The organism is Gordonia sp. C13, from assembly GCF_023218005.1.
Lineage (GTDB): Bacteria > Actinomycetota > Actinomycetes > Mycobacteriales > Mycobacteriaceae > Gordonia > Gordonia namibiensis.
The window spans coordinates 99048-121494 of record NZ_JALPSY010000003.1 but is presented as its reverse complement, the minus strand read 5'-3'; the positions used below and the strand labels follow the sequence as shown (position 1 = coordinate 121494).

Genomic DNA, 22447 nt, shown 5'->3' with positions numbered 1-22447 from the left:
TCAGGCCTCGACGCAAGCACCTACTCGGCGTTGACCAGATAGAACACCGACGCGCCGCCACCGGCAGCCTGTGGCGAGGCCCCGATCTGGACCCAGTAGGTCGATCCGCCCTTGGCCGCGGACAGCACGGCAACGGACTGTCCGCCCTCGGTGGAGCGATGCGATTCGACGAAGCCGGCGTCGGTCAGCTTCTTCGTCGCCGCCTCGAGCTGGTTACCGGCGTTCGCCGGTCCCTGGACGGTGACCTCCCAGCCGTCGGCCCGGGTACCACTGGCGGAGAGCACGTGACCGTCGATCAGCGGCACCTGTGTGACCGGGAAGTCAGAAGGCAGCGGGACACCGTCCGGACCTGCTTGTTCCTCGTCGCCGCACCCCGCCAGGACGCCTCCGACCATGACGATCGATGCGAGTACCACAAGTAGGCGCCAGAGCCAGTCGAACCGGAACATACGGGCAACGGTAAAGTAGTCCCCGCGGGTGATCGCCCGTGACACCCCGCCGGGAGAAAGACGGAGTGCCCTTTTGATTTCTGTGTTGGCTGCGTTGGCAGTGTGCGCACTGATTGCGCCCGCAGTCATCCACTGGATCGGCACCCGAGGTTTCTACATCCTCGCGCTCGCGCCCCTCGGCGCCCTGATCTGGGTGATCTCCCACTGGCCCGCCCCCGAGGCCGACCACGCCGTCGTCGAGACGGTGAGCTGGGTTCCGTCGCTGCAGATGGACATCGTCACCCGGTTCGACACCCTCACAGCCATCCTGTCGGTCCTGATCCTCGGCGTCGGCGCCCTCGTACTCTGCTACTGCGCCCACTACTTCGACGACGCCCGCCCGCGCGTCGCACTCTTCGGCGGCGAGATGGTCGCCTTCGCCGGCGCCATGTTCGGCCTGGTCATCGCCGACAACATGCTCGTGCTCTACGTGTTCTGGGAGCTCACGACCGTCCTGTCGTTCATGCTCGTCGGCTTCTACAACGTGCGCGCGACGGCCCGCCGCTCGGCCACCCAGGCCCTGCTGGTCACCACGTTCGGCGGTCTGGCCATGCTCGTCGGCATCATCATGCTGGGCGAGCGGTCCGGGACCTACCTGCTCTCCGAGATCGTCTCGGCACCGCCGACCGGCGTCTACGTCGACATCGCGATCGTCCTGCTGCTCATCGGCGCGCTCAGCAAGTCGGCCATCGTCCCGTTCCACTTCTGGCTCCCGGGCGCCATGGCCGCCCCCACCCCGGTCAGCGCGTACCTGCATGCCGCGGCGATGGTGAAGGCCGGCATCTACCTGATCGCTCGCCTGGCCCCCGGGTTCTCGGCCACCGCCAGCTGGCAGATCGCCGTCGTCGGCCTCGGTGCGCTGACGATGGTCCTCGGCGGCTGGCGTTCACTGCGTGAACTCGACCTGAAGCTCATCCTCGCCTTCGGCACCGTGTCCCAGCTGGGATTCATGGCCGTACTCGTCGGCATCGGCGACGCGAACGTGGCCATGGCCGGTCTCGCCATGCTCGTCGCACACGCCATGTTCAAGGCGTCGCTGTTCATGGTCGTCGGCATCATCGACCACGCGACCGGTACCCGCGACATCCGCAAGCTCGCGCGCCTCGGACATCGCCTGCCGGTGCTCGCCGCCACCGCGGCGCTCGCCGGCGCCAGCATGGCCGGCATCCCGTTCACCTTCGGGTTCATCGGCAAGGAGACCGCCTTCGCGTCGGTCTGGGACACCGGGGCCCTCGACTCCTGGCAGGCCCACACCGTCGACATCGTCCTGCTGGTCGGATCGATCCTCACCTGCGCATACACGCTCCGCTTCCTGTGGGGTGCGTTCGGACGCAAGGTCCGCAACACCCCCAGCCCGGCCGTGGCGAAGATGCACGCCCCCGCCTGGGCCTTCTACATCTCCCCGGTCGTCCTCGCGGTCGCCGGTGTGGTCGCCGGATTCGTCAGCGGGCCGATCGGCGGCCTCTTCGAGCCCTACGCCGAGACCCTGAACAGCTACGGACACGAGCTCGAACACCTCGCTCTGTGGCACGGTTTCGGACTCCCGGTGATCTTCTCGATCATCGTGATCGTCGGCGGCGTCATCGCCTTCCTCGGCATCCGCAGGATCCGCGACCGCGTCTTCGGCTTCCGGCCGGTGCTCAACGCCGACCGCATCTACGACGCCGCGCTGCGGTCCGCCGACACCATCTCGCTGCTGCTCACGCGCAACACCCAGCGCGGCTCGCTGCCGGTCACCCAGGGCATCATCCTCTGCACGGCGATCCTGTTGCCGACGATCGTGCTGTTCGTCGGCGCCCGCGACCAACTGCAGATCGACTACGCCGCCACCGCGCCCCAGTTGGTCATCGGCGGCATCATGATCGCCGCGGCGATCGCGGCGGTCGTCCTGCGCAACCGCCTCGCCGCGACGCTGCTCGTCGGCATCACCGGTTACGGCTGCGGCATGCTCTTCGCCCTCTACGGTGCCCCCGACCTCGCGCTCACCCAGTTCCTGGTGGAGACGCTGACGCTGGTCATCTTCGTGCTCGTCCTGCGCAAACTGCCGGCCGAACCCGAGAAGCGGCACGCCACCGGCTTCAAGCCCCTGCGCGCGCTCATCGGTCTCGCCTTCGGCGCCATGCTCGTCGTGATCGGCCTGTACGCGGCCTCCGCACGCTCGACCGAACCGCTGCACGTCGACCTCCCCGAGGCCGCCTACAAGTACGGCCACGGCGCCAACGCGGTGAACGTCCTGCTGGTCGACATCCGCGCCTGGGACACGCTCGGCGAGGTGTCGGTGCTGATCGCCGCCGCGACCGGCGTCGCCTCGATGGTGTTCCGCAACCGACGCTTCGGCGCTGCTCCACGCGTCGCCGACGCGGCCCGCCCGCAGGCGGGTATCAGCGGCAGCGACCCGGATGACGACGAAGATCAGATCCCACCGGACCGCACGACCTGGCTGCTCGGCTCGGGTCTGCGCGATCCACGGCATCGGTCGATGGTCCTCGAGGCCACCACCCGACTGCTGTTCCCGACGATGGTGATCCTCTCGGTCTACTTCTTCTACGCCGGCCACAACTCGCCCGGCGGCGGCTTCGCAGGCGGTCTGACCATGGGTCTCGCCCTGGTCCTGCGCTACCTGGCGGGCGGCCGCTACGAACTGGGTGAGGCCCTGCCCATCGAACCGGGCCGCATCCTCGGTGCGGGTCTGGCGATCTCCGCGGCCACTGCCGTCACCTCGATGTTCTTCGGGGCACCCGCGCTCTCGTCGGCGGTCTTCGAGATCACCGTCCCGGTCCTCGGCGAGATCAAGCTGGTCACCGCGCTGTTCTTCGACCTAGGCATTTACCTCATCGTGATCGGCCTGGTGCTCGACGTGCTGCGCAGCCTCGGCGCCCGCCTCGACGTCGAGACGACGATGGCACGCACACCCGCCCGCATCCAGGACGACCCGACAGCGATCCCGGCCGAATCCGACGAACCGACCGCGGAGAACGTTCCGACCGGAGAGGAAGAGGTGGCCCGATGAGCACCAACCTCCCGCTCCTCCTCGTCGTCGGGATCATGGCCGCCTGCGGCGTGTACCTGCTGATGGAACGCAGCCTGGTCCGGATGCTGTTCGGTCTGCTCCTGGCCGGCAACTCGCTCAACCTGTTGATCATCGTGGTGTCCGGCGGGATGGGTAACCCGCCGATCCTGGGCCGATCGTCGGAGAACCGTGCCGCCGACGCCGACCCGCTCGCCCAGGGAATGGTCCTGACCGCGATCGTCATCACCATGGGCGTCGCGGCCTTCGTGCTCGCCCTGGTCTACCGGCTGTTCGTGATCAACCGCGACGACGACGACCTCGAGGACGACGTCGAGGACGTCAAGATCAAGACCGGCACCCTCGACACGGCTCCCGACCGCGACCGCAGCGACGACCCGGTCACCCTGTCCGACACCGCGAGCGGCGACTACTTCGACGACTCGGGCAACCCCCTCTCCCCCGAGGAGGTCGCCGAACGGCACGCGGCACTGCACGAGACCGACATCATGCCGACCGACTCCGACGTCATCGACGAGATCGGGTCCGACGACCTCGAGGACGACCCCGACCTCGTGGGCGACAAGATCCCCGAAGACGAGTCCGACGACCCGAAGGTCATCGGGAGCTCCGGGGAGCAGGTCGACACCGACGACGCCGAACACGATTCCGAAGGGGGTGACCGATGATTCCGCAACCGTCCTGGATTCCCGTCCTGATCACGCTGCCGACGCTGGTCCCCCTCGGCGCCGCCGCGCTGTCGCTGCTGCTCGGCCGCAGCCCGCGGTTCCAGCGCGTGGTCGCCATCGCCGCGATCTCCGTGGCCTTCATCGCGTCGTGTCTGCTGCTCTTCCTGACCGACCGGCACGGCACCTTCGCGGTTGCCATAGGCGGTTGGGGTGACAAGGGCTTCCCGAACGGTCCACTCGGCATCACGCTGGTCGTCGACCAGCTCGCCGCCCTGATGCTGGTCGTCTCGACGATCGTGCTCCTCTGCGTCATCGTGTACGCGATCGGTCAGGGTATCCGCGACGGCACAGCCCAGCAGCCGACATCGATCTTCCTGCCGACCTACCTCATCCTGACCGCGGGCGTCTGCAACGCCTTCCTCGCCGGCGACCTGTTCAACCTCTACGTCTCCTTCGAGGTGCTCCTCACCGCGAGCTTCGTGCTGCTCACGCTCGGCGCCAGCGAGGAACGCGTCCGAGCCGGTGCGTCGTACGTGATGGTGTCGATGGCGTCGTCGCTGATCTTCTTGGCCGGCATCGCCTTCGCCTACGCGACCACGGGCACGCTGAACCTCGCGGAGATGGCGGTCCGGCTCGACGACGTCTCCAGCGGCACCCGCAACGCGCTCTACGCCGTGCTGCTCGTGGCATTCGGCATCAAGGCCGCGGTCTTCCCGCTGTCGACGTGGCTGCCCGACTCGTACCCAACCGCACCGGCCCCGGTCACCGCCGTGTTCGCGGGCCTGCTCACCAAGGTCGGCGTGTACGCGATCGTCCGCGCCCACACCCTGTTGTTCCCCGGTGGGTCGATGGACACGGTGCTGATGGTCGCGGGTCTGCTGACGATGATCGTGGGCATCTTCGGTGCGATCGCCCAGTCCGACATCAAACGTCTGCTGTCGTTCACGCTCGTCAGCCACATCGGCTACATGGTCTTCGGCGTCGCCCTGTCGTCGGAACTGGGGATGTCGGCGGCGATCTACTACGTCGCCCACCACATCCTCGTCCAGACCACGTTGTTCCTCGTGGTGGGACTCATCGAACGCCAGGCGGGATCGGCGTCGCTGCGCCGTCTCGGCGGCCTCATCGCCAGCCCCGTCCTCGCCATCCTGTTCCTCGTCCCGGCGCTCAACCTGGGCGGCATCCCACCGTTCTCCGGGTTCATCGGCAAGGTCGCGCTTCTCGAGGCCGGCGCCCAGAACGGATCGGTGCTCGCCTGGATTCTGGTGGCCGGCTCGGTCGTCACCAGCCTCCTCACGTTGTACGTGGTGGCCCGCATCTGGACCAAGGGTTTCTGGCGGCCGCGTGCCGACGCCCCCGAGGGCGAGCTCGCCGACCAGGGACCGTCCGCACTGATCGACGAACGCGACGACGGCGCCTTCTCCGAACGCGAGGACGTCGGCCGCATGCCGGCGATGATGGTTCTCCCCACGTTCGCGATGGTCCTCGCCGGTCTGGTGCTCACCGTGTGGGCCGGACCGATCTTCGACTTCACCGACAGCGCCGCGACCGACGTCGTCCACCGCGGCGTGTACGTCGAGGCCGTATTGGGCGGAGGTGAATCACGATGACTTCCGAAGAGCAGCCCACCGGGAAGCCCGAACAGAGTGCCCGGACCACGGCACCGAAACGACGCGCGCCGGTGGTGTCCACCAAGGGACCCGTGTTGTCGCTGGTGATCAACACCTGGCGGGTGTCACTGCTGTTCATCTTCTGGCATTTCGTCAGTGCGCTGGTGTGGTTGCGCAATCACACACGCCTGCCGAAGTGGCTCGGCAGCGACAGCCGTGAGGTCGGCGTCCGGCTGTGGACCATCGCCTGGCTGACCTTTGTCTGGGTGTTGTTGTGGGGCACCGTCTCCTGGGCCAACATCATCGGCGGAGTGGTCCTCGCGGTTGCCGTGCTCACTGTGTTGCCGCTACCGCGTGTCCCCGTCGAGGGTCGAATCCACCCGCTGTCGGTGGCCCAGCTCGTCGTCCGGCTCGTCGTCGACTTCTTCGTCTCGAGCCTGCAGATCGGCTGGATGGCCATCCGCCCCGGCCGGCCGCCGCTCGGGGCCGTCGTGCGTGTGCGGGTCGCGATCAAGTCCGACATGGTCCTCACCCTGGCCGTCGACTACCTGAACCTCGTGCCCGGCACGATGGTGCTCGAGATCGACCACCGCCGTCGCATGCTGTACGTCCACGTCTTCGACGTCCGGTCGGAGAAGAAGGTGCGCGCGTTCTACGACCAGGTCGCCTATGTCGAGCGCATGTTCATCAAGGCCTTCGAGCGCGACAGCGAATGGCATCCCAGCCCGTACCACGGCATCGACGAGGACTTCCATCACGTGCGGCCCATCCAACCGGTCACCGGCGCGCAGTCGCCGGACATCCCGGCCGCGACGACGGAGACCTCCCGCCCGGAACGAGGTGAATCATGAGCGTCGTGTGGACGATCGCGGCGGCGATGCTTCTCGTCGCCGCCATCCTGACGATGGTCGCCATCCTGCGCGGACCGTCGACGCTGGACCGTCTGGTCTCGCTCGACGTCCTCATCGCGCTGTGCATGTGCGGTCTCGGTGTGTGGGCGGCCTACAGCCTCGATTCGACGGTCGTGCCGGCCATCGTCGCGCTGTCGCTGCTGAGCTTCGTGGGATCGGTGGCGATCGCCCGATTCCGAGTGCGGGATGACCAGACATGACGGTGCAGAAATGATTGTGGACATCATCAGCGGGACGCTGATCCTCACCGGCTGCCTCATGGCCGTCACCGCGGCCATCGGCCTGGTGCGGTTCCCGGACACGTTGAGCCGCATGCACGCCGCCACCAAGCCGCAGACCTTCGGTCTGCTGTGCATCCTGATCGGCGCGGTGGTCCGCCTCGGCGACAACGTCGACAGCGGCATGCTCATCCTGGCCGGACTCTTCGCCCTGATCACCGCACCGGTGGTCGCACACCGGATCGGTCGCCTCGCCTACCAGGAGCAGCGCGCCCGCGACGGCCTCATCGAAGAGCGCGACATGGAGTCACCCGACCGGGATTGACCCTGCTCCCTGAGTAGCCCCGGAGCTTGCCGAGGGCGCTTACCCTCTGCTCCCTGAGTAGCCCCGGAGCTTGCGGAGGGGCGTATCGAAGGGTCAGTCCAGCTCGGACACAACCGATGCGACGACGTCACGCATCGAGTGGGTGTCGCGGTACACCGCGCGTTGCCGCTGGTAGCTGGCGCCCTGCGCGATGATGCGCTCCACGCCGGCGAGTTCGTCGACGCATCCGAGGTCGCGAGCGATCGGCTGGAGGCGTTCGAGGAGCCGGTGCAGATCGTCGGTGACGAGTTCCTCCCGGCACTGCCCGTCGAGGATGACGATGGCGTCGAGGCCGTATCGCGCTGCGCGCCACTTGTTCTCCTGGACCAGCCAGGGTGCCATCGTCGGCAGGGTCTCCCCCGCCGAGAACCGGCGGTCGAGATCGACGACGAGGCAGTGGATCAGCGCGACGATCGCGGAGAGCTCACCGAGGTTGGTCATGCCGTCGCAGACGCGGACCTCGATGGTGCCGAGATGCGGTGACGGGCGGATGTCCCAGCGGATCTCGTTGAGCTGGTCGATGATCCCGGTGGTCTTCTGGTCGGCGACGAAGGCCTCGAACTGGTCCCACGTCTCGAACTGGAAGGGCAGTCCCGCGGTGGGGAGCTGCTGGAACATCATCGCGCGGTTGCTGGCGTAGCCGGTGTCCTGGCCGGCCCACATCGGCGACGAGGAGGACAGCGCCAGCAGGTGCGGGTAGTAGTTCAGCAGGGAGTCGAGGATCGGGAGCACCTTGTCGCGGTGGCTGATGCCGACGTGGACGTGGACGCCCCAGATGAGCATCTGCCGACCCCACCACTGGGTGCGCTCGATGAGTTCGGCGTAGCGGTGCCCCTCGGTCAACAGCTGCGTGGAGTACTCGGCGAAGGGGTGGGTGCCGGCGCCGTAGAGGTCGACGCCGAGTTCCTCGGTGAGCACGCGGACCACGCCGAGCGTGTCGGTGAGGTCCGCGACGGCCTCACCGGTGGTCCGGCAGATGCCGGTCACCAGTTCGACGGTGTTGCGGAGCAACTCCTTGTGGATCTTCCCAAGACGTTCAGGGTGATGCTCCTCGACCGAGGCGAAGAGCGCTGCCGCCGAGTTCGACAGATCGCCGGTGACCTTGTCGGTCAGCGCGAATTCCCATTCGACCCCGAGTGTTGGGGTCGGCGATCCGTCGAACTCGATCGGTGACATGGACGGCCGCGATCGCTGCCGGACCGCGGGGCCTAGCTCTTCTCTTCGATGACGCCGCAGGCGATGCGGGAGCCGGCGTCACCGGTCTTCAAGGTGTCTTCCTTCGGTCCGCCCGGGTACTTGTCGGCCGGGATGTTGCCGAAGTTGTCGGCCTTCTCGTGGATCATGATGGCCTTGCCGAAGATCTGCTCCAGCTTCACCGCGTCGGTGGTGGTGACCGTACGACCGGTGTGGTCCTCGAGGATGTTGATCGAGACCAGGTCACCGCTCGACGGGTGGCTGGTATTGCCGTCGACCTGCAGGTGTCCGCCCGCCGAGGTGAAGGCCTGTGCGCCACCGGAACCGGCGTCGCAGGTGCCGTTCTCGTGAATGTGCATGCCGTGGAAACCGGCGGGGAGGTCGCCGTCGGTGACGCGCACGCTGACCGTGACCGGACCGTCGCTCTGGGACTCGGCCGAGAAGGTGGCCTCGCCGACGACATCGCCGGAGGTGTCCTTGATCTCGGCGACCGCGATCTGACCGCTGGGCTCACCGTCGACGTCGTCGGCAGCGCCCGGGGGCAGCGGCTTGTCGGAGACCACCGGCGGCGTCGTGCCGGGGACATCCGTGGGGTTCTGGTCGGGGCTGCAACCGGCCAGGGCCAGCCCGATCAGGCCCGCGGAAGCCAGCGCGGCGAGCGCGCGCGACGCGGTGATGTTCGAACGTCCGGACATGTCACTCCTTGATCACTGTCACCGGGGCTGCGCCCGGTTCGGGGCGGTTCACTGGGCGTCGGCCCAACGGTGCGCGACGACTACACCGCGCGCGTTGAAGTTGTGTGATTGCTATGACGATAGTCCGGCCGCGTACGTCACGATCCACTGACCGCGGTCACCACGATCACCGGGACCCCGCCCTTGCACCGGGTGAACGAACTGGGACGTTCCTCGACGGAGACCGTGCCGCCCAATGCCTCCGCGAGTTCGTCGGCCTGGGCCTTGTCTGAGTCCGAGTCGTAGAAGATCGTGTTCTCGCTGAAGCCGCCGGCGGTGTAGTTGCCGGGCTGGGCCATCGTGTAGCCCTTCTCCTTCAGCAGGTCGCTCACATCCGAGGCGAGTCCGGACACCTGGCCGGCGTTGATCACGCACACCCGCTTCGTCGTCGACGCCGCCGAGGTCGACGACGAGGTGGTGGAGGCGGGTGTCTGGGTGGCGGTCGCGGTGGTCTCCGTGGCCTGGGGTTCGCTTCCCGACGTTGCCGCGGAATGCCAGCCGAGCCCGATGAAGACGACGGCCACTGCGAAGAGCATCATCGCCCCCGCGCGCAGCGGCAGGCGATTGGGCTCACGGTCTGCATTCATCACCGACGACCTTAACGCACCTCGGGTGGCTGACCGGGGTCAGCGTCTCAGGTGATCTCGAAGCCGAGACGGCGCGCTGCGCGGGCCTTCTGGCGCGACGCACGCAGACGGCGGAGTCGCTTCACGAGCATGGGATCCGCTGCCAGCGCCTCCGGACGGTCGACCAGCGCGTTGAGCACCTGGTAGTACCGGGTCGCCGACAGACCGAACAATTCCTTGATGGCTTCTTCCTTGGCACCGGCGTACTTCCACCACTGCCGCTCGAAGGCCAGGATGTCGTGTTCCCTGCGCGTCAAGCCGTCTGCGCCGACCTCGTGCGGGTCGAGCTGGGCTCCGTTGTCGGGGGTGGGTTGATCGCCGTCGTTCTGGCTACGCGCGGTTGCGCCGTCCATCTCACTCCCTCACCGATAAACCTGATGACACTCACACCGCCGCTGATGTGCCGGACCGAGTGTTCGAATCCGAATCGGACAACCGGGACACGACGACGAATCACAACGGTGTGGTTCGGAGACAATCTAACCACGGTCACACCGTCCGATCGCGCTGTGACTCGCCACGACGCACGGTCGGCCGGAACTGTGTGTGAGCTGTCACTGTTAGCCTCGCCTCACCACGTTCGCGTCGATCCGGGGGAATCCGATGTTCGCAGTGCTAACACGCGGTCTCACCGCTCTGTCCGGTGGGGTCGGGATGACGGCCCTGGCTCTCGCCGCGTCGACGGTACTCGCCGCCCCGACGACGGCTGAACCGGGCGGACCGAGCACCCGCGTGGTGGTGATCGTCCCCGGTCAGCAGCTGTACGCCGACGAGGGTCAGAACGAGGAGACCTTCCGCCCGCTCGCGGATGCGATCCGGGCCGCCGGACACCGTGTCGTGTACGCGCACGCCGGCGGGAAGAACGTGGCCGACGACGCCCGCCTGATCAAGGACGTCGTCGATCCGCTCGCCGCCGACGCCGAGTCGATCGACATCGTCGCGCACAGCGCGGGCGGTCTCGGCGCGCGCCACTATCTGAAGTTCCTCGGTGGCGCAGTCCTGGTCGGCGAGTACGTAGCGATCGGCACGGCCCAGTACGGCTCCCCCGGCGGATGCTCGCAGCCGCGCGACGCCGGCTACGACACCTGCATGTACGCCGACGCGATCAAGCGGCTCAACGCGGGCCCCGACGCCCCCGGGCCAACCCGGTACTCGGTGGTCCAGAGTGACGGCGAGTGGACCGACGGCCGGCTCGACGGCACCGCTCAATGCCGCGCCTACTCACCGGTTCCGCTGGCCAACACCGGTTTCGACCATGCCATCGAGATGCGTGACCCGACGATCGTCTCGCGGGTCGTCACGTCCCTGCGCGGCGGCTGCGCCGGTCGAGTCGTCAGCGACCCCGTCGACGGTTTCGGCTGGCAGTCGACCCTCTTCCCGGGCATTCCCGGTCCGGCGGGCGATGCCGTCCGCGACGCCGTACCCGGAGTCGTTCCGGCGCCCTGAGCAGCGATAGGGTGATCGACATGGCGATTCTCCCGATCTGCATCGTGGGCGAGCCGGTGCTGCACCAGCCCACCTCCCCGGTCCCACTCGACGCGGACGGCCGTCCGTCACAGGAGGTCATCACCCTCCTCGACGACATGTTCGACACCATGGACGCCGCACACGGCGTCGGCCTGGCCGCGAACCAGGTCGGGGTCGGGTCCCGCATGTTCGTCTACGACTGCCCGGACGGTGACCGCATGGCGACCCGCCGCCGCGGCGAGGTGATCAACCCGGTCCTCGAGACCTCCGAGATCCCCGAGACCATGCCCGATCCCGACGACAACGACGAGGGTTGCCTGTCGGTGCCGGGTGAGCAGTTCCCCACCGGCCGCGCCGACTGGGCGCGCGTCACCGGGGTGGACCGCACCGGCGCCGAGGTCGTCATCGAGGGCAACGGCTTCTTCGCCCGGATGTTGCAGCACGAGGTCGGCCACCTCGACGGGTTCCTCTACGTCGACGTTCTCGTCGGCCGGAATGCGCGTGCCGCGAAGAAGGCCATCAAGCGCAACAAGTGGGGAGTCCCCGGACTGACCTGGCTGCCGGGCGCCGTCGCCGACCCGTTCGGGCACGACGACGAAGACGACGACTGACCGCCACTGATCAGGTCACACCGGACGACAGTGTCCCAACCGCACACGACGAAGTCGGGCGCCGTGATCGGCGACCGCGTCGTCGTGCGCTATCTGCTCGGTGAGGCGACTCCCGCCGACTGGCGCGGCAATCCCGATGCGGCGCAATCGGATGTGACCGGCATCCTGCTCGACGACACCGACCCGCTCCGCCTCGAACGCGACGGCGAGGTGGTCTCGATCCCGGCCACTGCCATCACCTCGGTGAAGCTCCTCTCGGCGACGCCGGTGCGTAACAAGGAGATCCGCACCCTGGAGGGTGTCGCGGCCCGATCCTGGCCGGGCGTGGAGACCGCGTGGATCGCCGGATGGTTCGTCCGCGCCGGACACGGGTTCACCCGTCGCGCGAACTCCGCCATCCCACTGGACATGTCGGCCCACCCGGATGCGACGACGCTCGCCCGGATCACGCAGTGGTACGCCGAAAGGGAACTCCCGCCCCTCCTCGCACTTCCCGAGCGGCTGCTGAAGGCCGCCACCGTCGGAGGCACCGAGGACATCGAGGTGCAGATGCTCACCTCCGCGATGGCGCCCTTGACGGAGCGGTTGACCGAATACCGTTCCGACACAGTCCATCTCGCCGACCATCCGGACACCGATTGGCTGACCGCCTACACCGGGCACCGTGCCGGCGACGACACCGACCTCGACCACACCGACGCTGTGCGGCAGGTGGTGACCGCAGGCGACGGGCCGCCGGTCTTCGCCACGATCCGTGACGCCGAGTCATCGGCGGCCGTCGCGATCGGTCGCGGCGTGGTCACCGAGTCCCCGGATGGTCGACGATGGCTCGGCCTGTCGGCGCTGTGGACCGATCCGGAGCGACGCCGGACGGGGTTGTCCTCGCAGGTCCTCGCCGAATTGGTCGCGTGGGGTGCCGAACACGGCGCCGATCACGCCTACCTGCAGGTCGAGACAACCAACCGCCTCGCCGGCGCCTGGTACCGGCGGCTCGGCTTCGGTCTGCACCACAGCTACCGCTACGTCACGCTCGACACCCCCTCCGCCGCCGCACCCCAGGAACCCTGATGCCAAGCCGTTCACGCTCGACGCCGACCGTCGCCCAACGCCGTCGGCAGGCCGCGATCACCGCCGTGGCATTCGTGGTCATCGCGCTGGTGTTCGCGATCACCTGGTTCATCAACAGCGGCGGCGACTCCGGGGCCGACGAATCCTCCAGTGCCGTCTCGTCGAAGAGTTCGACGGTCCGGACGTCTGCGGTCAAGACGACGACTCCCACGTCGACGGCCCGCAAGAGCACAGCTTCGAAGAGCACGACGCCCAAGCCCGCAGCACGGTCGAGCAAGAAGAAGACGTCCACGGCACCTGCAACTGCGGCCGTCCCCGCCCGCGTCACGCGCACGCTCGCCCTGATCGACGCCGGTGAATGGCCGGAGGCCGCCCGCGCTCCGGGAACAAAGGGCGGGATCACCTTCCGTAACAACGAGCGTCGTCTGCCGGTCACGGATGCCGACGGCCGCCGGGTCGCCTACCGGGAATGGGACGTCAACCCCAAGGAGCCCGGTCGCAGTCGCGACGCCGAGCGGATCGTCACCGGAAGCGACGGAACCGCCTGGTACACAGCCGATCACTACCGATCGTTCATCCTGATTCGAGGACCGTCATGACCTCGCACGACGATTCCGGCGCGCACCTCCGCCGCTTCCTCGACGCCGCCGGACACGACGGCCCGGCCGTCGGACTCACGGTGGCCGCGGACCTGCCCGATCTCGGCCCCGACACCCGTCTGCGCACCATCAGCGGTACGGCGGCGACCACCACCGGCACGATGTACTCCACTTTCGCGCGGGTCTGGGATTTCCCGGATCACTTCGGCCGCAACCGAGATGCCTTCGACGACTGCATGCGCGATCTAGACACCCCTGACACCGACGGACGCACACCCGCGGCGATCGTCACCCACATCACGCAGGCTCACCGCCTCCTCGACGAGGACGACGCGACCTTCACCTGGTTCGCCGACTCGATCGACTTCTACCGCGATCACTATCGCGGGGTCGGCCGGAATTTTGCACTGATCCTGTCGACGCCGGCCTCGCAGGTCTCGGCTGTGCGAGCACGCTGGGACGGCGCCGGTGTGCCCGTCGCCAACCTCGACGACTTCGGGGAGCGCTGAATGCGGTTCGCCACGTGGAACGTCAACTCCATCCGCGCTCGCTCGGAAGCGGTGGTCGAGTGGATGGAGAACGCCGACGTCGACGTCCTCGCCATGCAGGAGACGAAGTGCCACGACGACGCCTTCCCGCTGATGAGCTTCCTCGCGTCCGGTTACGACGTCGCCCATGTCGGGCAGGGCGCCTACAACGGTGTGGCAATTGCGTCGCGGATCGGACTCGACGCCGTCGAGATCGCCTTCGACGGGGTACCCACCTATCCGGTCGACAACCAACCGATCCGGGAGGCCCGCGCGATCTCCGCGGTGTGCGCGGGCATCCGGGTGTGGAGCCTGTACGTGCCCAACGGGCGGACACCCGAGGACCCGCACTACGAGTACAAGCTCCGCTGGCTCGACGCCCTCGCCGACCACATCGCGTTACGTCTGGCCCACGACCCGGCCGCGGAGATGATGCTGGCCGGTGACTGGAACGTCGCGCAGACCGACGACGACGTCTGGGACCGCGAGTACTTCGACGGACGAACCCACGTCACACCACCGGAACGTGCTGCAGTGCAGCGCTTCCTGGAGGGCGGGTTGGTCGACTCCGCCCTCCCCTACGCCTCGGGTTACACGTTCTGGGACTACACGCAGTTGCGGTTCCCCCGCAACGAGGGCATGCGCATCGACTACGCGTTCTGCTCACCCGCACTCGACACCCGCGTTCTGGGCGCGCAGATCGATCGCGAGGCGCGGAAACGCAAGGGCGCCAGCGATCATGCTCCGGTGGTGTTCGAAATCGGTTGACTCCCCTTGCTGCCTGAGGCGCGAGGAGCGCAACCCATCCGCTGCCTGAGGTGCGAGGAGCGCAACCCATCCGCTGCCTGAGGTGCGAGGAGCGCAACCCATCCGCTGCCTGAGGTGCGGGGAGCGCAACCCATCCGCTGCCTGAGGTGCGAGGAGCGCAACCCATCCGCTGCCTGAGGTGCGAGGAGCGCAACCCATCCGCTGCCTGAGGTGCGAGGAGCGCAATCCATCCGCTGCCTGAGGTGTGAGGAGCGCAACCCATCCGCTGCCTGAGGTGTGAGGAGCGCAAGCGACGAGCCACGAAGGCCTGGTGAGTCGAGTCGCGGGCCCTTCGTGGCTCGCTTCGCTCGCACCTCAGGCAGCGGATGCGTGGCTGGCTTCGCTCGCACCCCAGGGAACAGATTCGTGGCTCGCTTCCCACCCAAGCAGAGGATCAGGCGAAGGACTTGCCCGGAATCCAATAGGCCTGGGCCTTGACCGACTTCTTGGGGATGCCGTAGTCATTTCTCAGCGACGCCGCAACCGCGCGGGTACTCACCGAATCGAGTGCGACCCAACCGAAGTGGTCTGCCGCGGGGACCGCCGAGGAGCGCACCGCGTCGACGAGTGCGGCTCCGTCGTGCTCACGCGCGACCCAATGGACGGTGTCCTGTGCACGGGCCCGCAGGGGCAGCGTCTTGTCGCTCTCGTGCTGATACTCCAGCCACAGGGTCGCGGGAGTCTGCGGACAATCGGACGCCTCGATGGCATCGAGTAACGAGTTGATCGCCGGGAGCGAGGCGGGGTCGCCGGCGATGATCCAGCCACGGACCTCATCGCCGGGCATCGTGAACTTGGAACCCATGACGGTGGCGGTGATCGTGTCCCCGACCTCCGCATGCTGCGCCCAGCGGGCGGCGATACCGTCGTGGATCGCGAACTCGATACCAAAGGTGTCGGCGACGGTATCGGCATCGACCAGGGTGTACCCGCGTTGATGGAGCTTCCCGGCGTCGTCGAACCACATCCGAATCCACATCGTCGGATGCAGCGCCCGCTTCGCCAAGAGGCCACCCCCGGTGAACTCCAGGCGCACATAGTGATCGGTGACGACCTCGGTGCCGGTCACGGTCAGCTCGAAGTCGTCGCCGCCGAGCAGCTTGAGGACAGCGCCCTGCCAGCCTCGACCCTTCGTCGCAACCTGACCCACTTACTTCTGTCCGATGATCTCGAACGCGCCGTCCTCGACCATCTGCCGGGTCTCGAGGCGACGGATCTTGCCCGAGGTGGTGCGCGGGACCGAGTCGGCCGCCACGAAGATCACGTCGGCGGGCATGATCCCGCACGCCGATGCCACCTCCGAGTTGACCTCGGCGCGAGCCTTTTCCGGGTCCGCGCCCTTGTACTCGGCGAGGATCACCAAACCCGGTCGCGACGAGCCCTCACCGCGGGCCATCGCGACCACGCCACCCCGGCGCACGCCCGCGACCTCGGCGGCGGCACGCTCGATCTCGATCGGGAACAGGTTGCGTCCGGCGACGATGATGACCTCTTTGGCACGACCGCAGATGACCAGGCGGTCGTCGACCAGGTAACCGAGATCTCCGGTGGCGAACCATTCCCCTGCACCGAGGTCGGGGCCGCCAAGGTAACCGCGCATCATCGAGGTACCGCGGATCTCGACGTGCCCCACCGAACGCCCGTCGATGACCGGAACGTCCACATTCGGTTCGACGATCCGAACCTGCATGCCGCCCAGCGGCTTTCCGAGGATCGCGTACCGCCGGCGGATGGGCTCGCCACCGCCGGGCGGGGTCACGGTGACCTCGTCGTAGTGTGCGCCTTCGCCGACCGCGGGCATCGTCACAGCGCAGGCGGATTCGGCCATTCCGTAGGCGGGAGCCGCGGCCGAGCGCTCGAAGCCGAACGGCGCCGTGGCCTCCAGGAACTTGTCGAAGGCGTCGGCGTCGATGGGTTCGCCGCCGCTGATCGCGACACGGAGGTTCGACAGGTCGACGTCGTGCAGGAGTTTTCCGTAGCGGCCAAGGATGTCGTAGGCGAAGTTCGGGGCGGCGGTGACGGTCGCCTTCGTCTCGGTCAGCCACTGCATCCACTTGAATGGTGCGGCCGCGAATGCGGTGTTCGGCACGACGTAGGCGGAGATGCCCGTCGTCATGCCGGCGAGGAGGAACATCAGTCCCATGTCGTGGTAGAGCGGCAGCCAGGTGAAGCCGGTGTCGCGGGTGCGGTGGAGGCCGAGGCGGCTGACCAGTTCGATCGCGTTGGAGTAGACCGCCGATGCCGTGAGCACCGCGGTTTTCGGATCACCGGTCGACCCGGCGGTGCCCTGCAGAACGGCGACGGTGTTGGCGTTCACGTTGCGGGCGACGAAGCCGGTGGTGTCGGCGGCCATCCCGAATTCGGCGACTCGAGCGATACGAAGCTGCCCGTCGACCTTGGCGAGCAGATCGAGCTGGGAGCCGCTGCCGAGGACGGTGCCGACGCCGATCGAGACGAAGCGCGCGTAGGTGGTCTCCGCCCAACGGCTCTCGTCGGCTCCGCGGATGGGCCCGGGCAGGATGCTCACCGGGACGCCGGCGAGCCACGCGCCCTGGATCGCGGCGATGAGGTCGACGGTGGGATCGCCGATGAGGCCGACGGCGAGCGGCTCGTGCAGGTCACTGTCGGCGAGGAGTTGCACCGCGATCTGTTCGGCGCGTGCGTGGACCTCGCGCCAGGGCGCGGTCACCCATTCGCCGGATTCGGAGTCGAGCACGGACAGCGTGGTGTCCCCGGCCAGCATCGCCTCGCGGACGGTTGCTGCGAGGGTGTTGGTCGACCCTGTTTCCTCCAGGACCACGCTGCTCTGCGACATGTTCGTTCCCCGTTCTCGCCGACCCCAGGAGTCGGCCGTCGTGTTCGTGTGGATGCGCCGGCCGCTCGTCGATCACGGGTCGCTGGGACCGGACTCAGCTCGCAGCCCTTGGGTAGGTTAGCCTAATCTTCATAGCGCGCAAGAGGTCGGCAGCGGCCGAAGTATGGCGTGACCCAGATCATCTGGCAAGACGACGCTCACTAACTTAGGCTTACCTAAGTTTGGAAGGCAATGCAGGCGTTTCAACCAGCAAGTAGTTAGTATAACCTACCCTAAATTGCGTAGTTTGCTCGAGTAAAGACGTTCCCGAACCGCGAGAGGCAATCGGCTGTGGCCACGAATTCTGAGATGACTGACCCCATCGCGGACCTCGTCAGCCCCGCCGAGATCCGGAGCCAGGTCGCCGGCGCGCTCGGCGTCCCGCCCGAGTCCCTCGACCCGAGCCAGGACCTCATCGCCCAGGGACTCGACTCCCTTCGCATGATGCGACTGGCAGGCACCTGGCGCAAGCGCGGCATCGACATCGACTTCGCCCGTCTCGCCGGCTCCCCCACCCTCGACGCCTGGACCGAGATGATCGCCGCCGACGCCGCGTCGGCTCCGTCGGTTCCCGAAGCCGCCTCCCCTCAGAGCGAAGCGCCCGAGTTGCCGGATATCCGTGGCGAGATCGCCGCCGCGCTCGGGGTCACACCCGAGTCCCTCGACCCGAGCCAGGACCTCATCGCCCAGGGACTCGACTCCCTGCGCATGATGCGACTGGCAGGCACCTGGCGCAAACGAGGCATCGACATCGACTTCGCCCGCCTCGCCGCCTCCCCCACCCTCGACGCCTGGACCGCCCTCCTCGGCGGATCGTCGACTCCCGCGGAGACGAGCACATCGCCGGAAATCGTCGATCCCAGTTCACCTTTCCCTCTGGCGCCGATGCAGCACGCCTATTGGATCGGGCGATCCGACAGCCATGCGTTCGGCAATGTGGCCGCGCACCTCTACATCGAGTTCGACGGCCACGACGTCGATCCCGACCGCTTCACCACCGCCATGGGTGAGCTGCTCCAGCGTCATCCGATGCTCCGGATCCGCGTACTCCCCGACGGCACCCAGGTCGTCGGGCCGGCGCACCCGGACGCGATCGCCGTCCACGACCTGCGCAACCAGCCGCCCGAGATGATCGAGGCGATCCTCGCCGAAAAGCGTTCCCATGGAACACATCGCACACTCCCGGTCGAAGAGGGTGCGGTCATCCGCGCCGAACTGAGCCTGCTGCCCGACGACTCCACCCGGGTGCATCTCGACGTCGACATGATCGCGGCCGACGCCATGAGCTATCGCGTCCTCGTCGACGACCTCGCTCGCCTCTACCGCGGGGAGACGCTGCCCGAACTGGGTGTCACCTTCGCGACGATCACCGCCGACCGGACCTCCCGTGAGATCCGCGACGACGATCTCGCCTGGTGGCGCGAGCGCATCCCGCACCTGCCCGGGCCACCGGAGCTGCCGCTCGACGATCGCGCCGCCCGCGGCGAGGTCGAACCCCGCAGCGTCCGCCTGCACCATTCCGTCTCGGCCTCCGAATGGAAGCGCCTCGAGGAACACGCCCATCGTCGAGGGGTGACCCCCGCGGCCGCGGTGGCGGCGGCCTTCGCCGAATCGGTCGGCACCCATGCGGCGAATTCCCGCTTCCTGCTGACTGTTCCACTGTTCGATCGTCCCCAGATCCACGCCGACGTCGAGCGCGTGGTCGGCGACTTCACGTCGTCGATCCTCGTCGACGTCGACCTGAGCCGCTCGGCGACCCTGGCCGACCGCGCACGCCAGATGCGTTCGGCGATGCACGACGCCGCCGCCCACGGATCGATGAGCGGTCTCGACGTCCTCCGCGAACTCGGCCGGGCCCGAGGCGAATCCGTCGTCTCCCCGGTCGTCTTCACCAGTGCGCTCGGACTCGGTGACCTGTTCTCTCCAGAGGCCACCGACGTCCTCGGCGACCCCGCTTGGATCGTGTCGCAGGGCCCGCAGGTGCTGCTCGACGCGCAGGTCACCGAGATCGCCGGCGGTCTCCTCCTCAACTGGGACGTCCGGGTGTCCGACCTCGACGAGACCACCGCCCGCGCGATGTTCGACTATTACGTCCGGCTCCTCGGACTGCTCGTCGACGGTGATTGGGATCTCCCGGCGCCCGATCCGGTCGACGATGACGTTCGCGCACAGCGGCTTTCGGTCGAAGAACCGTTGCCCGACTCCGAAACCTTCGACGGGACCCTGCACGGCACCGTCTTCGCTCGCGCGGCGCAGCGATCCTCGACCCCGGCGGTCATCACCGACACTCGCACCTGGACGCACGGAGACCTCACCGACGAGGCCTTGCGTGTGGCGGGCGCGCTCACGGCTGCGGGCGTCCGCACCGGCGACACCGTCGTCGTCAACCTGCCCAAGGGCGGCGACCAGATCGTCGCCGCACTCGCCGTCCTCGCCGTCGGCGCCGCCTACGTACCGATCGCGCCGACACAGCCCGCGACCCGTCGGGATCGCATCGTCGCCATCGCCCGACCGCACGCCGTGCTCACCGCCGACGCCGACGCCTGGGCGGATTCCGACACCCCCGCCGTCATCGACCTCGAGACGGCACGCACCGCGGTACCGGTGGTCCCGGTGAAGGTCACCGGCGAGGAGTTGGCCTACATCTTGTTCACCTCCGGATCGACGGGGCTGCCCAAGGGCGTTCAGGTCCCTCATCGCGCCGCGGTGGCCACCATCACCGACCTCGTCGACCGCTACTCGATCAACGCCAGTGACCGCAGCCTGCAGGTCTCCTCACTCGAGTTCGACCTCTCCGTCTTCGACATCTTCGGACTCCTCGCGGTCGGCGGCGCGGTCGTCGTACCCGGCGACGACGAGCGCACCAAGGTCGACGACTGGGTGCGCCTCCTCGCCGAACACTCGGTCTCCGTGCTCAACTGCGTGCCGTCGATCCTCGGGATGATCCTCGATATCGGTTCGCTGCCGGCCTCGATGCGGATGATCATCATGGGCGGCGACAAAGTCGACGTCTCTCTGCTCGAACGTGTTGCCGCGCAACTCCCCGACTGCCGTGTCGCCGGCCTGGGCGGTACCACCGAGACCGCCATCCACTCCACCATCTGCGAGGCGGACGACGTCCCGGCCGGAATGGCGTTCGTGCCCTACGGTGTCCCGCTGCGCGGCGTCCGCTGCCGGGTCGTCGACGATACCGGCCGCGATCGCCCCGACCTCGTACCCGGCGAGCTGTGGATCGGCGGCGCCGGTGTCGCCGACGGTTATCGCGGCGATCCCGAGCGCACAGCCGATCGCTTCGTCCACCACGACGGCGAGAAGTGGTATCGCACCGGAGATCTCGCCCGGTACCTGCCCGGTGGGTTCCTCGACTTCCTCGGCCGCGCCGACCACATGGTCAAGGTCCGCGGTTACCGCGTGGAGCTCGGCGAGGTCGAGGCCGGACTTCTCGCCCTCGACGAGGTCGCCTCGGCGGTCGCCTGGTCCGACGGCCGCGATCTTCATGCCGCCGTCGTCGCCGGAACCCAGGTCGACGAGAACACGATCCGCGCCGGTCTCGCCGAGTCCCTTCCGCCGCACATGGTCCCGCGGTCGATCGCCGTCCTCGACGCCCTCCCGCTGACCGCGAACGGCAAATACGACCGCAAGGCCCTGGCGGCTCTCGTCGACACCGCCGAGGGCGGCCCGCAGGTCGTCGAACCGCGCACCCCGCTCGAGGAGGCGCTCGTCGTGATCTTCTCCGAGGTCCTGCCCGTCCGGCCGATCGGCGTCACCGAGGACTTCATCTCGCTCGGCGGCGACTCGGTACAGGCCACCCGGCTCGTGGCCCTGTCCCGTACCTGGCTCGACGCACCGCGCCTGTCGGTGGCCGACATCTTCGGCCACCGGACGATCGCGGGCCTCGCCGAGCGGCTCACCGCCCTCGAAGGCCCCCGGGTCGCGCGGGTCGCCGAGATCCTCCTCGACGTCGTGGCCCTCTCCGACGAACAGGTGGATGTCGAACTCGCCGGCACCTGACGCAACCGGCCCGGCCGCATCCACCAGACACCCCGACAGCAAAGGCATCATGACCACTTCACCGGCACGCACGTACGACCTGCACTCGGTCGATCTCGACGACGAGTCGCACGCCGTCACGGTCCACGGGTGGCTGACCCATCCCAAGGCCAAGTATTGGGACATGCTGGAGAGCTCCGTCGCGGACGTGGAGAAGATGATCCGGGACACCGCAGCGGCGACCGCCGGCACGCCCTACGGCATGCGTCTGGGCTACCACGACGGCCGGCCGCAGTTCCTGTTCGAACTGTACGATCCGCAGACCAGCGAACTCGCCGACCCGGCAAGCGGTTACGTCCACGCCGAGGGCGACATCGGGATGCACCTCCTCGTGGCCCACTCCGAGCAGGCGCTGCCCGGTTTCACCGGCGCGGTGATGTTGCACATCATGCGGACGGCGATCCTCGAGGTCGGTGCCGCGCGGGTGGTCGTCGAACCCGATGTCCGCAACACCGCGGTCCACCGCCTCAACGCGAGCGTGGGCTTCCGGGTCGACGGCGACTACCCGGTCGGCAGCAAGACCGCGCACCTGAGCTACTGCACCCGAGACGACTTCCTCCGCGTCACCGCCGACGGCACCAGCGTCGGCTCCGTCGAGGTGACGGACCTGGGGGCGTAGTTCC

The 22447-nt window shown here is 68.0% G+C and carries 21 protein-coding genes; 14 read left to right on the top strand and 7 right to left on the bottom strand.

All coding sequences use genetic code 11. From position 1 onward, the window contains the following. Positions 1 to 20: 20 nt before the first annotated feature. Positions 21 to 449 (bottom strand): hypothetical protein, encoded by a 429-nt coding sequence (locus tag M1L58_RS04290; protein ID WP_006867323.1) that lies wholly within the window; start codon positions 447 to 449, stop codon positions 21 to 23. A gap of 73 nt (positions 450 to 522) precedes the next feature. On the opposite strand from M1L58_RS04290, the gene M1L58_RS04285 reads away from it, so the two are divergent. From M1L58_RS04285 to mnhG, 6 genes are read left to right on the top strand one after another with little or no spacing between them, the layout of a single operon-like run. After that, complete coding sequence (locus M1L58_RS04285) at positions 523 to 3498, top strand: Na+/H+ antiporter subunit A (RefSeq protein WP_248657949.1); 2976 nt, start codon at positions 523 to 525, stop codon at positions 3496 to 3498. Then, positions 3495 to 4184 carry a Na(+)/H(+) antiporter subunit C gene (locus tag M1L58_RS04280; protein ID WP_006867325.1) on the top strand — a complete coding sequence of 230 codons (690 nt, stop codon included), beginning with the start codon at positions 3495 to 3497 and terminating at the stop codon, positions 4182 to 4184. Before M1L58_RS04285 ends, M1L58_RS04280 begins: the two co-directional genes overlap by 4 nt. Continuing rightward, complete coding sequence (locus M1L58_RS04275; protein ID WP_248657948.1) at positions 4181 to 5794, top strand: Na+/H+ antiporter subunit D; 1614 nt, start codon at positions 4181 to 4183, stop codon at positions 5792 to 5794. Before M1L58_RS04280 ends, M1L58_RS04275 begins: the two co-directional genes overlap by 4 nt. Next, entirely contained in the window at positions 5791 to 6645 is an 855-nt protein-coding gene (locus tag M1L58_RS04270; protein ID WP_248657947.1) for a Na+/H+ antiporter subunit E, read from the top strand. Before M1L58_RS04275 ends, M1L58_RS04270 begins: the two co-directional genes overlap by 4 nt. Next, a complete protein-coding gene (locus tag M1L58_RS04265) occupies positions 6642 to 6905 on the top strand; it encodes a monovalent cation/H+ antiporter complex subunit F (protein ID WP_154884631.1) in 264 nt (87 codons plus the stop codon). Before M1L58_RS04270 ends, M1L58_RS04265 begins: the two co-directional genes overlap by 4 nt. A gap of 10 nt (positions 6906 to 6915) precedes the next feature. Continuing rightward, positions 6916 to 7248 carry a monovalent cation/H(+) antiporter subunit G gene (gene mnhG / locus M1L58_RS04260; protein ID WP_248657946.1) on the top strand — a complete coding sequence of 111 codons (333 nt, stop codon included), beginning with the start codon at positions 6916 to 6918 and terminating at the stop codon, positions 7246 to 7248. A gap of 93 nt (positions 7249 to 7341) precedes the next feature. Here mnhG and M1L58_RS04255 read toward each other — a convergent pair whose 3' ends face one another. The 4 genes from M1L58_RS04255 to M1L58_RS04240 form a co-directional block, all read right to left on the bottom strand. Then, a complete protein-coding gene (locus tag M1L58_RS04255) occupies positions 7342 to 8463 on the bottom strand; it encodes a glutamate--cysteine ligase (RefSeq protein ID WP_248657945.1) in 1122 nt (373 codons plus the stop codon). Positions 8464 to 8495: 32 nt separating this feature from the next. Beyond that, a complete protein-coding gene (locus tag M1L58_RS04250; RefSeq protein WP_006867331.1) occupies positions 8496 to 9176 on the bottom strand; it encodes a superoxide dismutase family protein in 681 nt (226 codons plus the stop codon). A 137-nt stretch (positions 9177 to 9313) separates the two neighbouring features. Then, positions 9314 to 9802, bottom strand: a complete 489-nt coding sequence (locus tag M1L58_RS04245; RefSeq protein ID WP_006867332.1) for a LytR C-terminal domain-containing protein — start codon at positions 9800 to 9802, stop codon at positions 9314 to 9316. Between the two features lie 47 nt (positions 9803 to 9849). Beyond that, positions 9850 to 10194: a DUF3263 domain-containing protein gene (locus M1L58_RS04240; RefSeq protein ID WP_005199114.1), complete on the bottom strand. Its 345-nt coding sequence runs from the start codon at positions 10192 to 10194 to the stop codon at positions 9850 to 9852. Between the two features lie 250 nt (positions 10195 to 10444). Here M1L58_RS04240 and M1L58_RS04235 point away from each other — a divergent pair, with 250 nt between their 5' ends. The 6 genes from M1L58_RS04235 to M1L58_RS04210 are packed head-to-tail and all read left to right on the top strand — an operon-like array spanning position 10445 to position 14881. Further along, positions 10445 to 11287, top strand: a complete 843-nt coding sequence (locus tag M1L58_RS04235) for a lipase family alpha/beta hydrolase (protein ID WP_248657944.1) — start codon at positions 10445 to 10447, stop codon at positions 11285 to 11287. 20 nt (positions 11288 to 11307) lie between these two features. Beyond that, entirely contained in the window at positions 11308 to 11919 is a 612-nt protein-coding gene (locus M1L58_RS04230; protein ID WP_006867334.1) for a peptide deformylase, read from the top strand. A 30-nt stretch (positions 11920 to 11949) separates the two neighbouring features. Next, positions 11950 to 12987: an N-acetylglutamate synthase, CG3035 family gene (locus M1L58_RS04225; protein ID WP_248657943.1), complete on the top strand. Its 1038-nt coding sequence runs from the start codon at positions 11950 to 11952 to the stop codon at positions 12985 to 12987. Continuing rightward, positions 12987 to 13586 (top strand): ribonuclease domain-containing protein, encoded by a 600-nt coding sequence (locus M1L58_RS04220; protein ID WP_006867336.1) that lies wholly within the window; start codon positions 12987 to 12989, stop codon positions 13584 to 13586. Before M1L58_RS04225 ends, M1L58_RS04220 begins: the two co-directional genes overlap by 1 nt. Next, positions 13583 to 14095, top strand: coding sequence for a barstar family protein (locus tag M1L58_RS04215; RefSeq protein WP_248657942.1), 513 nt, complete (start codon positions 13583 to 13585; stop codon positions 14093 to 14095). The genes M1L58_RS04220 and M1L58_RS04215 overlap by 4 nt, the downstream gene beginning before the upstream one ends. Continuing rightward, positions 14096 to 14881, top strand: a complete 786-nt coding sequence (locus tag M1L58_RS04210; protein ID WP_154885067.1) for an exodeoxyribonuclease III — start codon at positions 14096 to 14098, stop codon at positions 14879 to 14881. 433 nt (positions 14882 to 15314) lie between these two features. On the opposite strand, the gene M1L58_RS04205 is transcribed toward M1L58_RS04210, so the two are convergent. Together M1L58_RS04205 and mbtM are read right to left on the bottom strand one after the other, a co-directional pair. Continuing rightward, positions 15315 to 16070, bottom strand: coding sequence for a siderophore-interacting protein (locus M1L58_RS04205; RefSeq protein ID WP_248657941.1), 756 nt, complete (start codon positions 16068 to 16070; stop codon positions 15315 to 15317). Next, the gene (gene mbtM / locus M1L58_RS04200) at positions 16071 to 17735 is read right to left on the bottom strand and encodes a long-chain-fatty acid--ACP ligase MbtM (protein ID WP_248657940.1); all 1665 of its coding nucleotides are present in this window, start codon (positions 17733 to 17735) and stop codon (positions 16071 to 16073) included. 330 nt (positions 17736 to 18065) lie between these two features. Between mbtM and M1L58_RS04195 the strand changes: the two genes are divergently transcribed. Then, the gene (locus M1L58_RS04195; protein WP_248657939.1) at positions 18066 to 21785 is read left to right on the top strand and encodes a non-ribosomal peptide synthetase; all 3720 of its coding nucleotides are present in this window, start codon (positions 18066 to 18068) and stop codon (positions 21783 to 21785) included. Positions 21786 to 21834: 49 nt separating this feature from the next. Continuing rightward, positions 21835 to 22443, top strand: coding sequence for a GNAT family N-acetyltransferase (locus tag M1L58_RS04190; protein ID WP_248657938.1), 609 nt, complete (start codon positions 21835 to 21837; stop codon positions 22441 to 22443). The last annotated feature ends 4 nt before the right edge of the window (positions 22444 to 22447 follow it).